Source organism: Tahibacter soli, from assembly GCF_025717065.2.
GTDB lineage: Bacteria > Pseudomonadota > Gammaproteobacteria > Xanthomonadales > Rhodanobacteraceae > Tahibacter > Tahibacter soli.
Window position 1 is genome coordinate 213,857 of the sequence record NZ_JAOVZO020000019.1, and the last position, 12,950, is coordinate 226,806.

Consider the following 12,950-nt stretch of genomic DNA (forward strand, 5'->3'; position numbering starts at 1 on the left):
CCGCAGGAACCCCGCTGCCGGGGTTTTCGCAAAACCAGGGGTCTTTCGTCATGTCATTGTCAGTCACACTGCGCCGCGCCGCGATGTTCTTCGCGGCGCTTTGCGGCGCTCCCGCGTCCGCCGCGCCGTTCGCGTACATCGCCAACGCCGGTTCCGACACTCTCTCGGTCATCGACATCGCCGACAACACCGTCGTCGCGACGGTGCCGGTCGGCGACAACCCGTACGGCGTCGGCATCACGAAGAACAACGCGTTCGTCTACGTCGCGAATTTCAACGGCAACAGCCTGACCGTGATCGACGCGAAGACGAACGCCGGCGCCACGACGATCGCGGACGTCTGCACGAATCCGTCGTTCGTCGAACCCGCGCCGAACGGCACCGAGATGTGGGTCAGCTGCTTCAACGGCGCGAAGATCGTCGTCGTCGACATCGCCACCAACACCGTCACCGGCCAGATCGCCGGCCAGTCGCGCCCGCTCGGCATCACGTTCAACGCCGCCGGCACGCGCGCCTACGTCGTCAGCAACAGCGGCTCGACGATGCGCATCATCGACGCGCAGGCGCGCACGCAGCTTGCGTCGGTGTCGATCGGCTTCAACTCGACCGACGTGCAGATCGACCCCGCCGGCACGTACGCGTGGGTCGTCGCGAACGGCGACAAGCGGATCCGCGGCATCAAGCTTGTGAACAACCAGTGGGAAGAAGGCTTCGATACAGGCAACGGTCCGGTCAGCCTCGCGTTCAATCCGGCCGGCACGCGCGCGTACGCGACGAACATCTCGGACGGCACGCTCAGCATGTACGACCTGCAGACGCACGCCGTGACGACCGTCAACCTCAATGGCGGCGGCCCGTCGGGCATCGACCGCAACGCCGACGGCAGCCGCCTGTACGTCGCGCACGAGAGCGGCGGTCGCGTGTCGGTGATCGACACCGCGACGAATACGATCGTCGCGACGATTCCGGTCGGCGCGACGCCGAAGTCGTACGGCCGCTTCGTCGCGAAAGGCCCGCCGCCGGCCGATCTGCCCGACCCGCCGACGAACGTCGTCGCGACGGCGGGCGCAGGTTCGGCCAGCGTCGCGTTCGACTCGCCCGCGAACACCGGCGGCGCGCCGATCACGCGCTATACCGCGACCTGCGGCGCGCAGCACGCGACCGGCTCCGTTTCGCCGCTCGCAGTGACGGGCCTCGCGAGCGGCGTGCCGGTGACCTGCACCGTCGTCGCGACGAACACCGCGGGCGACAGCGTGCCGTCCGATCCGTCGAACGCCGTCACGCCCGTTTCCGTTCCCGACGCGCCGACGATCACGAGCGTCGTGCGCGGCGACGGCCGCGTCACGGTCGCCTATGCCGCGCCGGCGAACAACGGCAGTCCAATACAAGGCTACATCATCAATTGTGGAACCATGAACGTCTTCGGCGGCAACAATCCGCTGCCGGTGACGGGGCTGCCGAACGGCGTTCCCGTGACGTGCCGCATGCGCGCGCGCAACGGCGTCGGCGACGGGCCGTGGTCGGCCGATTCGGCGCCGGTCACGCCGGCCGGGCTGCCGGCCGCGCCGCTCGGCGCCGTCGCGACGCGCGGCAACGGCGAGGTCGGCCTCGCGTTCGAACCGGGCGATACCGGCGGTCTGCCGGTCACCTACACCGCGCGATGCGGCACGCAGACCGCGAGCGGCCCGGCGTCGCCGCTCGTCGTGACGGGCCTTGCGAACGGCACGAGCGTGACGTGCGAGGTCTGGGGCACGAACGACGTCGGTGCCGGTGCGCATCTGTCCGCAAACGCGGTGACGCCGGCCACCGTGCCCGACGCCCCGACGATCACGAACGCCGTGCGCGGCGACGGCAAGGTCACCGTCACGTTCACGGCACCCGCGAGCGACGGCGGCGATCCGGTGCAGGGGTATCTGCTCACGTGCGGCGGCCAGACCGTGTGGGGCGGCAATCTCACGCTGCCCGTTTCGAACCTCGCGAACGGCGTCGCGGTCACCTGCGTCGTGAAGGCGCGCAACGGCGTCGGCGACAGCGCCGCATCGGCGCCGTCGAATCCCGTGACGCCGGCGACGACGCCCGCCGCGCCGACGCTGACGGCCGTCACGGCCGGCGACGCGTCTGCGCAGCTCGCGTTCGCGGCGCCGGCCGACACCGGCGGCCTCGCCATCGACGGCTATCGCGCGACGTGCACGCCGGGCACGCACACGGCCACGGGCGCCGTGTCGCCGCTGACCGTGCCGGGCCTTGCGAACGGACAGACCTACACGTGCAGCGTCACGGCGCGGAACGATGTCGGGTTCGGCGCGTCGTCGGACGGCATGACGGTCGTGCCGCGCTTCGTCGCCGACGTCGCCGTGACGATCGACAACGGCGTGCGCTTCATTCCGGGCGGCGGCGAGACGAGCTATCTGGTCGAAGTGCGCAACGGCGCCTCGCGCGCCGTGTCCGGCGTGCGCGTGCGCGCGACGCTCGATCCGGCGCTTGCGAACGCGACATGGATCTGCGCCGGCCAGGGCGGCTCGACGTGCCCGGCGAACGGCAGCGGCGACATCGATGCAACCGTGGATCTCGCAGCGAACGGCAGCGTCGGCTTCCTCGTCGACGCGACCGTCGCCGCCTTGCCGGAAGCGCCGGTCACGAGCAGCGCCGCGATCACCGTGCCGAACGACGTCGCCGATCCGGCGGGCGCGAACGACGGCGCCACCGACGGCCCCGACGCCGTGGGTATCTTCGCGAGCGGCTTCGAAAGCCCGTGAGGATCGCGTGAAGACCGCGGCCGGCGCCCTCCGCGCGCCGGCCGCACCGCGCGGGTCGCGTCGGCGACCGCTTCGAGCGCGGCAAACTCGATCCAAAAATCGTACGAATGCCGCGCCAGTTTGCGCTTTCCGCGAATTGAACGAACGCTGGCGGTTTCTACACGAACCGACGTACGCTTTCACACGCGCGTTCGTTTCCTGTTTCGATGTCGCCGGATGCGACATCTCGGCAAGGAGCTTCGCGCACATCCTCACGCAGACAAACGGAGCATCGGCGTTCGACGCGAACCGGGGTCGGTTCGTTTCTTCAATGGCTGGGACCTAAGGGGGAGCTACGCCATGGAGTCGAAAAAGGAAGTCATCGAGGTGGTCGATGAAAACGGGGAACGGCATATCGTCGAGAAGGCGATGCTGGTTCCCGCGAGTCGGGGGCGGCCCGGACGGCCGCGCAGGATGGAACTGTTCCGGCTCGTGACAGGAGAGCTCGTCAACTGCGTCGGCCCGCGCGACTTCATCGCGACGTGCAGCGGCATGCGGCTGTATCGCACGTCGTAGCGACCAAGACGGACGGGAACGACGAGGACCGCGGCGGCGCTACGGCGCCGCCGCGGTGGTGCCGCCGCATACGCGCGGCGACGCGGCCGTGTCGAGCACGAACGAATCGAAACGCCCCTCGTGCGTACCCCAGCCGCCGACGCGCGTGCCGTCGCCGCTGACGGCCGTGACCGCGTGCGCGCGCCAGTCGCGCGGCAGCGCGGCGCCGCGCGCGGCGAGCCAGGCGGCGAGCGGCTGCGCACCGCTTTCCTGTGTCCACACCGTCGCGCGACGTGCGTCGCCGCGGCCCGCGCTGCCGACGAGCACGCGGCCGTCGTCGCTCGCGCCGAACCATTGCGGCGCGTCGGCGGCCGGCAGCGGCACGATGCCGGTCGCTTCGCTCCAGCGGTACGCCGCGTCCGCGCCGAGCACGCCGACGAGCACGCTCCCGGTGCGATTCGCGGCGATCACTTCGCGCACCTCGCGACCGCCGCCGTCGGCCAGTGCGCGCGGCACGCCGCGCGACCACACCGTGCCGCGCCGCTCGCCGGTCGGCGTTTCGCTCCAGCCGTACACGATCGCGCCGTCGTCGCTGACGCCGTGCGCGCGCGCCGCACCGGCCTGCGGCGCGGGCAATACCGCAAGGCCCGTGCGCGGCGTCCACACGAACGCCGACGCCGCGTCGCCGACGCCGCCGACGACGCGCGGCTCGTCGGTGACGCCGAACGCCTGCGACACGACGCTGATCGCATCGACGCCCGCCGCACCGCCGAGGCGGTGCACGCGGCCGTCCGCGTCCCACCAGCTCGCCACTTCGCGGCGTTCGGCGTCGAGGCTCGAACCGGCCGCATAGCGACCGCTGGCCGACAGCGCGCGCACGCTGATCGCGGCATCGAGCCGCACGACGGCGCCGCCGACCGACCAGCGAAAGCCCCCGCCGTCGGCGACGTTGCCGGCCGCGACGCAGCCGTCGGCCGACAACGCCGCGAGGCGGCTGCCGGGCAGGCCCAGCGGCGTGAACGCCGCGGCGTGCGTCGCGCCCGGCAGCGCCGCGGCGAGCGTGCAGTACAGAACGCCCGTCGCCGTTTTCAACGTGCCGCCGCCTCGAAGCCGTGCGCGAAGATCGTGTCGCTGCCGCGCAACTGCCGCTTCTGTTCGATCAGCGAATACGTCGCGTTCGAGAAGCTGCCCGACGCGACGCCGCGCGCGCGCACCCACACGTCGCGGTCGACCGGCAGCGACGCCGCGAACGACCAGCCGCGCGCGAGCGGCGTGCCCGCGACCGGCGCCGACCACGTCGTGCCGTCGTCGGACGTTTCGAGCGTCGCGCGCGAGAACGCCGGTGCCGCGTCGCCGAACGTCCAGCGCACGTCGCCGGGCGCCGCGAGCGTGCCGGTCGCGTCGCCGTTCGCGGCGAGCCGCGCGATGTGGTTGCGCGCGACGCCGTCGACCGTGACGAAGCCGCCCGCGACGAACGCCTTGCCGTCGATCTGGCGCGCGAGCGACATCGTCCAGTCGCCGGTCGCGACCGCGTACGACGCGTCGAGCGCGCCGTCGGCGCCAAGGCGCGCGACGAACGGGCGCGACGTGTCGCCGACGGTCCAGAACGTGCCGGCGACGAGCAGCGACCCGTCGACGGCCGGCGCGACGCTCGTCACGCCGCCGTCGAAAGGACCGGCCGAGAACGTCGCGTCGAGCTGCCCGTCGGCAGCGATGCGCACGACGTTGCCATTCGTGCTGCCGGCAAGCGTCGTGAAGTGGCCGGCCGCGAGGATGCGCCCGTCGGGCAGCGGCACGAGCGACATCACGTCGCCGTCGGCGCCGGGGTTGAACGCCGTGTCCACCGAGCCGTCGGCATTGAGGCGAGCGATGTTGTCGCGCGCCTGTCCGTTCACCGACGTGAAGCGCCCGCCGAGCAGCACCTTGCCGTCCGCGTCGAGCGCGAATCCGCTGACGCCGCCGTAGTACGTCTCGATCGCCGGCCGCGCGAACGTCGTGTCGTTCGTGCCGTCGGCGTTCAGGCGAAACACCGAAATCACGCTCAGATCGGCCGCGTCGTACGCGTTGCCGGCGGCGACGATGCGGCCGTCCGGCTGTACCGCGAACGCCGCCACGTTCGGCGCGCGGCCGCCGTTCGACCAGTCGCCCGGCGCGAACGCCGTGTCGAGCGTGCCGTCGGCATTGAGCCGCGCGATGCCGGGCCGCGGCGTGCCGCCGACGTCCGCGAAGCGGCCGGCGATCAGCAGCTTGCCGTCGGGCAGCACCGCGATCGTGTCGGCTCTGACCGGCGGGGCCGTGAAGCCCGTATCGATCGCGCCGTCGGGCGCGAGGCGCGCGATGCCGGTCATCTCGATCATGCCGATGTACGTGAACGAGCCGCCGACGACGATGCGGCCGTCCGGCTGCAGCGCGATCGCGCGGACGCGGTCCCACGAGCCGGCCGAGGGATCGGGGCCGGGATAGATCGCGTCCTGGCCCGCGATGAACGTCGTGTCGAGGCTCTGTGCGGGCGCGCAGAGGCTGACGCAGGCCGCGGCGACGGCGAGCGCGAGTCGCTGAATATTCTTCGTCATCTCAATTTCCTTCGAAGCCGTCGGCGAAGATCGCGTCGCCGCGGCCGACCGTGAACGTCACCGGCAGCGCGGTGCGGCGCCGCAGCGGATCGTTGCTGTGGATGCACAGGTTCGCCGTGTAGATGCCGTCGGCGAGCGACGCGCCGTCGAAGCCGAGCGCGAGCGGTGCGGACGCCGCGCCCGGCGCGATGCTGCCGCCGGCGAGCGCGGGCACGAGCCACGGCACGTCGGCCGGCCGCGTGCAGCGGCTCGCGCGATGCGCGAACGCCATCGCGCCGAGCTGCATCGGACCGCCCTCGGGGCCGGCGAGCATCGCGACGTACGTCGCCGAGCCGGTCGCCGCGTCGACCCGGTACAGGTTCGCGCCGCCGGCGTCGTAGCCCGCGAAGTACAGCGCGCCGTCGGCCGGGTCGAACGCGAGCGCCGACACGTTGCCGCCGGTCGCGACGCCGAGTTCGCCGATCGCCTGCGCGGCGCCGGTCGTCTTGTCGATCGCGATCAGCGCATCGTAGATGCCGTCGACGCCGTACAGCCGGCCGTCCGCGTCGAACGCGATCGCGAGCACACCGGGCATGCCGACGATCTCGCCGACTTCGCGCACGGTGACGGTCGCCAGGTCGATCGTCCACAGACGGCTGGCCTGCCCGGTCGTCGTGACGAGGTACACCGTGCCGGTCGTCGGGTCCTGCTTCAGGCCGTGCCCGAATTCGCCGGTCGGCAGTTGCGCGAGGCCGACGACGGTTTCGCCGGCGTAGACGTTCGGCGTCGACGTGATGGGGTCGTAGCGCAGCAGCGCATGGCTCGCGGTGTCGTACGCGTAGAGACGGTCGAAGTCGTCGTCGACGAACTCGGCGCCGGTGATCGTGCGCCCGCGCGGGTAGCCCTTGATCGCGCCGTTCGCGAGATCGTAGCCCGGCGTTTCGCGGTTCGTCTGCAGCAGATAGCCGTTGCCGATATCGAACGCCCACAGCGGCCATGTCGTACCACCGGCGGGAGCCTGCGCGGTGCGCGCGCCGCCGGCCTGCACCGGCGCGCGGTGCGCGAGCGGATCGAACGCCGCGGCGTCGGTACGCCGCACGAGCGTGCGCGGCGACGCCGGAAAGTGGCTCGTCGCGCTCGTGTCGACGCCGGTCGTCCAGTCGAGCCGGCCGTCGCCGTCGTTGGCGAGTCCGAGCGTCGCGCTCGCCGTGCCGTGCGACGGTGCGCCGGCGACGATCGACGTCGCATCGACATGCAACACCGGCGCGTGCGCGGCGATGTGGATTTGTTTCGTTCTGGAATAGGCGACCGGATCGGACGGACGCCACGCGATGCGATTGACCGTGCGCAGGCTCTGCGTCATGTACGAATACTGCTGGCCGATCTGCTGCGCCTGCAGGCCGATGCTCGCGCGACCGCCGTAGGCGAGGGCCGGATGGCCGCCGAACAGGAGGTTGCCGTACTGGAACTCGATGACGTTCGTCGTCTCGTTCAGCACGATCTGCGCGGTGAGACCGCGGCCCGGATCGGTCGAGCCGAACGCGACCGGGTTGTCGTTGTACTCGATCACGTAGCGGCGCAGCGGCGCGACGCCGAGCGTCTTCGTGAAGTAGCGACCGCCCGGCTGCATCAGCGTCTGGAACAGCACCATGGCCGAACCGAACACGCCGGTCAGGTTGCCGTCGGGCAGCGGCGGCAGGCCCGGCGTATACGTCGGGCAGGACGGAAAGTGCTTGTTCAACACCACCGCATAGCCCATCACGCACAGCTCGTCGATGCGCTCGCCGTACAGGCGAAATCGGAAATCGGCCGGAAACGGCAGCGTCATGCCGCCGTAGACCGTCTGCGCGTCGAGCTCCTGGCCGCCGGTCGTGTCGACGTATTGCGCCGGCTGCGTGTCGTCCGGCGTGTAGCCCGAACGTTCGCGCTGCGCGATCCAGCTGAACGACGGCGACTGCGACGCGCCGACCGTGACGACGCGATTGAACTGCCACGTCGCGCCGGGCGCGACGGCGCGTTCGCGGTTCGAGAACACGGGGCCGGTCAGATCGTCGCGCAGCGAATGCCACGCGAGCGGCGCCGCGCTCGTATTGGTCATGCGATAGCAGACGTTGACCTGGTCGCCGACGGCGACGTCGATCGACGTCGCCGTGCCGCAGGCGTCGGGCGCCGCCGGATCGGCCGGTGCCACGGTCACGGCGAGATCGATGCCGTTCGGCGCGGCGTCGCCCTCGTCGATCTCGACGCGGTCGATGCCGACGTAGCTGCCGGCGAGTGCGCCGGCGTCCTGGTGGAAGTAGTAGCGGAACGCGATGCGGCCCGCGCCCGACGCCGGCAGGCCGTCGGCGCTCGTCAGCACGTAGCGCGTCCACGTTTCCGGATAGCCGCCGACGGTCTCGGTCGCGTTGATGTCGGCGACGAGCGTGGCGAACTCGCCGACGTCTTCGGGCATCGTGCCGACGTCGGTGCACGCACCGGTCGCGCAGACGCGCACCTGCAGGCGGTCCGGCCGCGGCGCGTTCTCGACCGTGCGCGTCCAGAACGACACGCTCGCGCCGGCGCCGAAATTGACCGGCGGCGTCAGCGCCCAGACGCTCGCGGTGCCGGTGTCCAGGCGCGTTGCGAACCAGTTCTGCGCGAGATACGAATCCGGCGCGCCGTCGTAGGCCGCGAACGCCGAAGGAACGCCCTTGTACCAGGCGAGATTCGGCGCGTCGCTGTTGTTGCGGCGAATCCAGCCGTTCGCGTAGATGCCGCCGCCGAGCGCGCTGCCGGTTTCGAGCACCGACTCCATGCGCTCGAAGCCCTCGCCGACCGCGAGCGGTCGCGGCGTGCCGCGCGGATTGGCGACCGGCGCGCGCACCAAGCGCGTGCCCGGCGCGTAGGCGGCGTCGGCCGCGGTCGCGGCGCGCGGATCGGCATCGCGATGCGCGGCGGTCGCCGCCGCGCGGCCCGGCGTCGCCGCCGCGGCGATCGCGTCGGGCGGCGCGGCGAATGCCGCGAGACCGGCGAGCGCGGCCCCGAGTATCAGTCTTTGGTTCATGCGTATCCCCGTGATGTCGGCCGCTGCGCACGTCGCGTGCGGCCTGTTGCTGTGTGCCGACCGTCGCGCAAGCGGCATGGCGCATCCGCACGCGGGCAGCATGCGGGTCGCACGGCGAGCGCACAGAATCCAAACATCGGCGGGAAATCAGCGACTTGCGGTTTGCTCCGGATCGCGCTCGCCGGCCAGCGCGCGCGTCTTGTTGTCGGCGTCGGCCGCGAGTTCGGCGAAGCCGGTCATGCGGTACAGCGACGCGATCGCGCGCGCGGCGCGGTAGTCGCGGGCGGCAGGCGCCGCGATGGCGCTGGAGAGCCGCGACGCACGCACCTTGTCGTTCGTCGCGACGAGCGTCGGCGTCCACGCCGATGCGACGAGGACGAGCCGCTCGAGCACGCTGTCGTCCTCGACCGACTTGAACGCCGCCTCGAACGCGTCCGACGCGCCCGGGTCTTTGCGCGCGGCGCGGATCTGCGCATCGGCGAGCGCGAGGTAGAGCGGCCGGTTGAGGTCTTCCGGCGCCGGCGGGGCGGTGCGGAGTCGATAGAGCACGGCCTCGGCCCGATCGATGCGGCGCAAACGCAGCGCCGCTTCGACGACGGCGTAGCACGCCTCGGACAGCAGGGCCTGGCCGGTCATGTCGGCCGACCGCTCGACGCGCGCCATCAGCGCGTCGCCACGTGCGTCGACCGCAGCATCGTCGCCGCGCTCGGCGACCACGAGCACGCGCAGCACGCCGAACTCGGTGTCGCTCGCGGCCGGATCGTCCGGCTGCTCGTCGTAGCGCGCGGCGAGCGCCTCGACCTCGCGCAGACGCCCGGCGTTGAACAGCACGCGCGCGCGCGCCGCGGCGACGCGGCGGACCATCGCCGCGTTCGCGAGCTTGTCGACGAGCTCGATCGCGCGTTCGCTCGTCGCGAGCGCGCCGGGCTGATCCACGAGGCCGAGTTGCGCGTAGATCTTGTTGTGCAGGCTGATGAGCAGCTGATCGCGTACGCCGAAGCTCGTCAGGATCGGAATCGCGCGGTCGAACGCGGCGATGCCGTCGACGAGCCGCCCGCGGTTGACCTCGGCCATGCCGACGTTGATCTCGAGGCTCGCCGTGTTGATGCGGTCGCCGGCGCGCGTGAGCGCGATGCGCGCGAGGCCGAAGTCGGCCATCGCGTCGGTGAATTCGTTGCGGGCGGCGTGCACGACGCCGCGCCCCATGTAGGCGCGGCCGAGAAGGCGCTGCTCGTCGGTGTTCTTCACGAGTGCGATCGCCTTGTCGTACGCGGCCTGCGCGGCGGCGTGATCGAGCCGGCCGACCGCTATCGCGCCGAGCCCGTTGTACGCCGCGACGCGCACCGCGAGCGGAATCGTCGCGTCGTCGGTCGCGAGCGGCCGATACAGCGCCTCGGCCTCCGCCGGCCGGCCCTGCCGCAACGCGACCATGCCGGCGCGCGTGCGGAAGCGCGGATCGGCGCGTGTCGTTTCGGGCGCGGCCTCGATCAGTCGGCGCGACGCGTCGAGATCGCCGACGAGCAGCGCCGCGTCGACGCGCTGCAGGAGTTCGTCGTCCGGTCGCAGCCCCGGCGGCGGCTCGCCGACGCCGAGCTCGGCGAGCAGCGCGAGCGCCGCTGCGCGCGATGCGGGCAGCGGCGCCTCGCCCGCGCCTTCGTACGTGCGCATGCCGCCGCCGTGATAGACGTCGAGCGCGACGCGCCAGCCGTCGCCCGACGACGTCGCGCGCGGAATCACGATCCACGACGCGCCGGTCAGCACGGCGAGGCGGCCGAGGTCGGCGTCGTCGCGCGACGCCGCGCGGCCCGACGCGCCGACGACGCTGACGACCTGGTCGCTCGGCAGCACGTGGCGCTTCGCGTCGTCGCGCAGCAAGGTCGCGATGTAGTCCATCGCGCCGAGGCGCACCCACGCCATGTCGATCGACGTTTCAGCGAGATTGACCGGCATCACGACGAAGACGTCGTCGGTCGATTCGGCCGTTTTTACGGCCGTTTTTACCACCGTTGCGACCGGCGCGATGCGATCGCGGTAGGCGAAGAAAACGGCTGTCGCGACGAGCGCGAGCGCGATCGATGCGGCGACAGCCGCGCGCGCGCGACGGCCGGACGGCGCGGCGGCACGCGGAAGCGCCGACGACGATTCCGCCGGCGGCGCCGCGACGACCGCGGCATCGGCATCGGTCGCGGCGACCGGTGCGATCGTCGCGGTCGGATCGGCGTCGGCAACGTCGGTCGCGGCGACCCAGCGATGCCCGAAGCGCGGCACGGTGCGGATCATCGTGCGCTCGGCGCCGGTGTCGCCGAGCACCTGGCGCGCGCGCAGCAGCGTCTGCGCGAGCGAATGATCGCTGACGTCGGCGGCGCCCCAGACGGCGGAAATCAGCTCGTCGCGACCGACCGCGCGATCGCGGTGTTCGACGAGATAGGCAAGACAGTCGAACGATTTCGGCGGCATCGACACGAGCGCGTCGTCGGCGCGCAGTTCGCGCGAACGCGGGTCGAGCCGGAACCGGCCGAAACGGTAGATCTTTCCGGACATCGACAACGAACTCCGCGACGCTCGACCGGCCTCGTGGGGACCGTCGTCGGCTGAGCGTACCGCAAACCGGCGGCGAGGATACGTTAGCGGATGGTCGCTCGCCATCGACAGGCGACGAACGCCGGGATCTTCGTGGTGAATTTTTGCGCGTAGCTTCGCTGCTATCGCGTCAAACCGGCGCGAGCGCTTCGAGCCTGGGCATCCGGCTGTCGAATCGCGTCGGCCTCCCGCCGAGCAGATTTTTCTTCCACAGCTCGCCGAGGCTGTAGTCGGCGAGCCATTCGGCGAGCGCGTCGGCATCCGGCCGCTTGAAGGTCGAAGCACCGCCGCGCTTGTCGACGACGATCAGATCTTCGGCGTCGAATTCATTGACGAGCTCGACCGACTGCGTCGACACGATCAGCTGGTGCTCGTTCGCGGCCGACTTCATCAGGCCGCCGAGCACGGAGATCGCGAACGGGTGCAGGCCCAGTTCCGGCTCGTCGATCAATATCGCGGCCGGCATGAATTCTTCCGGTTGCAGCAAGACGGTGGCTAGACAGATGAAACGCAGCGTGCCGTCCGACAATGCGCTCGCCGTGAACGGCGCGTCGTAGCCTTCTTCGGTCCACTCGAGCTGAATCTTCCCGGCATTGTCGACCGTCGGACGCAGCAAGAAATCGCCGAAGAACGGCGCAACGAGCTTTACGGCCTTGACGATGCGCCGGTAGTGCTCGTCGTGATGATTCTTGAGGCGATACAGGAATGCGGCGAGATTGCGCGCGTCTTCGCGCAGGTAGGCATTGTCGTTGATGCCGTGAATCTGCTTGACGAGTGCCGTCAAGCTCGTATCGAGGAAGTGATAGAGGCGCCAGCTTCGCATCGCCGGCAGCACCGAGCCGTAAAGACCGGGTACCGTCTCGTTGTCACTGATAGACGTTTCGAAATGCCCGGCGATCGATTCCAGATCTCCCCGCTTGCTCCACCACAAAGCCTCTCGCGCAAACATCATCCGATTGTCTTGGGTTGCGGCGAGCGACAACTTGTATCCGACGTTGCGAAAATAGAGTTCGGCATGCAGCTCTTCGGTCTTTTTGCGTCCGAAGTACAGCATTGCGTCCGGACCGCCGGCACTACCGACAGCAACCTGCAGCTGTCGATCGAGCAGACGTCCGATCAGCCGGAAAAAGCCGATGAAATTCGACTTGCCAGCGCCGTTCGCACCGATCAGCACATTGAGCGTGCCAAGTTCGATGTCGCACTCGGCAATCGACTTGTACCCGCGCAGCACGAGCCGCGACAACTGATTCCATGCGTCGACTTTCTTGATCATGGTCGCCACTGAGTGCCTTTCGAGCAACGGGAGCTGCGCGTCCGCGCCGTTGCACACGGGCAGAACGCATTGTCGGGGCGCAGTGTACCTGTCGCGCGGCGACCTCGGTGCCACGCCGTGAACAACCACCCGATAACGCAGCCCAACTACGTTTTCAGCAACTTTTTCGCTCCCGACAGCGGAAGGGCCGGCACACGCCGGCCCTTCCATCT

The 12,950-nt window shown here is 70.6% G+C and carries 7 protein-coding genes; 2 read left to right on the forward strand and 5 right to left on the reverse strand.

What is annotated here, in order from left to right:
* Window positions 1-50 precede the first annotated feature (50 nt).
* Window positions 51-2,756, forward strand: a complete 2,706-nt coding sequence (locus tag OD750_RS20095; protein ID WP_263540906.1) for a fibronectin type III domain-containing protein — start codon at window positions 51-53, stop codon at window positions 2,754-2,756.
* Window positions 2,757-3,095: 339 nt separating this feature from the next.
* Window positions 3,096-3,311, forward strand: coding sequence for a hypothetical protein (locus OD750_RS20100; RefSeq protein ID WP_263540905.1), 216 nt, complete (start codon window positions 3,096-3,098; stop codon window positions 3,309-3,311).
* A 39-nt stretch (window positions 3,312-3,350) separates the two neighbouring features.
* On the opposite strand, the gene OD750_RS20105 is transcribed toward OD750_RS20100, so the two are convergent.
* From OD750_RS20105 to OD750_RS20125, 5 genes are all read right to left on the reverse strand, one after another.
* On the reverse strand, window positions 3,351-4,382 hold the full coding sequence (locus OD750_RS20105; protein WP_263540904.1) for a hypothetical protein: 1,032 nt from the start codon (window positions 4,380-4,382) through the stop codon (window positions 3,351-3,353).
* Complete coding sequence (locus OD750_RS20110) at window positions 4,379-5,863, reverse strand: hypothetical protein (protein ID WP_263540903.1); 1,485 nt, start codon at window positions 5,861-5,863, stop codon at window positions 4,379-4,381. Before OD750_RS20110 ends, OD750_RS20105 begins: the two co-directional genes overlap by 4 nt.
* Window position 5,864: 1 nt before the next feature.
* Window positions 5,865-8,885 carry a choice-of-anchor J domain-containing protein gene (locus OD750_RS20115; RefSeq protein ID WP_263540902.1) on the reverse strand — a complete coding sequence of 1,007 codons (3,021 nt, stop codon included), beginning with the start codon at window positions 8,883-8,885 and terminating at the stop codon, window positions 5,865-5,867.
* 147 nt (window positions 8,886-9,032) lie between these two features.
* Window positions 9,033-11,426: a winged helix-turn-helix domain-containing protein gene (locus OD750_RS20120; RefSeq protein WP_263540901.1), complete on the reverse strand. Its 2,394-nt coding sequence runs from the start codon at window positions 11,424-11,426 to the stop codon at window positions 9,033-9,035.
* 169 nt (window positions 11,427-11,595) lie between these two features.
* A complete protein-coding gene (locus tag OD750_RS20125; RefSeq protein ID WP_263540900.1) occupies window positions 11,596-12,948 on the reverse strand; it encodes an AAA family ATPase in 1,353 nt (450 codons plus the stop codon).
* Window positions 12,949-12,950 lie beyond the last annotated feature (2 nt).

Bases quoted from the DNA above. Each gene is read 5' to 3' on its own strand.
- OD750_RS20100 (WP_263540905.1), top strand. From the start codon at position 3,096: ATGGAGTCGAAAAAGGAAGTCATCGAGGTGGTCGATGAAAACGGGGAA.
- OD750_RS20120 (WP_263540901.1), bottom strand. From the start codon at position 11,426: ATGTCCGGAAAGATCTACCGTTTCGGCCGGTTCCGGCTCGACCCGCGT.
- OD750_RS20095 (WP_263540906.1), top strand. From the start codon at position 51: ATGTCATTGTCAGTCACACTGCGCCGCGCCGCGATGTTCTTCGCGGCG.
- OD750_RS20110 (WP_263540903.1), bottom strand. From the start codon at position 5,863: ATGACGAAGAATATTCAGCGACTCGCGCTCGCCGTCGCCGCGGCCTGC.
- OD750_RS20125 (WP_263540900.1), bottom strand. From the start codon at position 12,948: ATGGAAGGGCCGGCGTGTGCCGGCCCTTCCGCTGTCGGGAGCGAAAAA.
- OD750_RS20115 (WP_263540902.1), bottom strand. From the start codon at position 8,885: ATGAACCAAAGACTGATACTCGGGGCCGCGCTCGCCGGTCTCGCGGCA.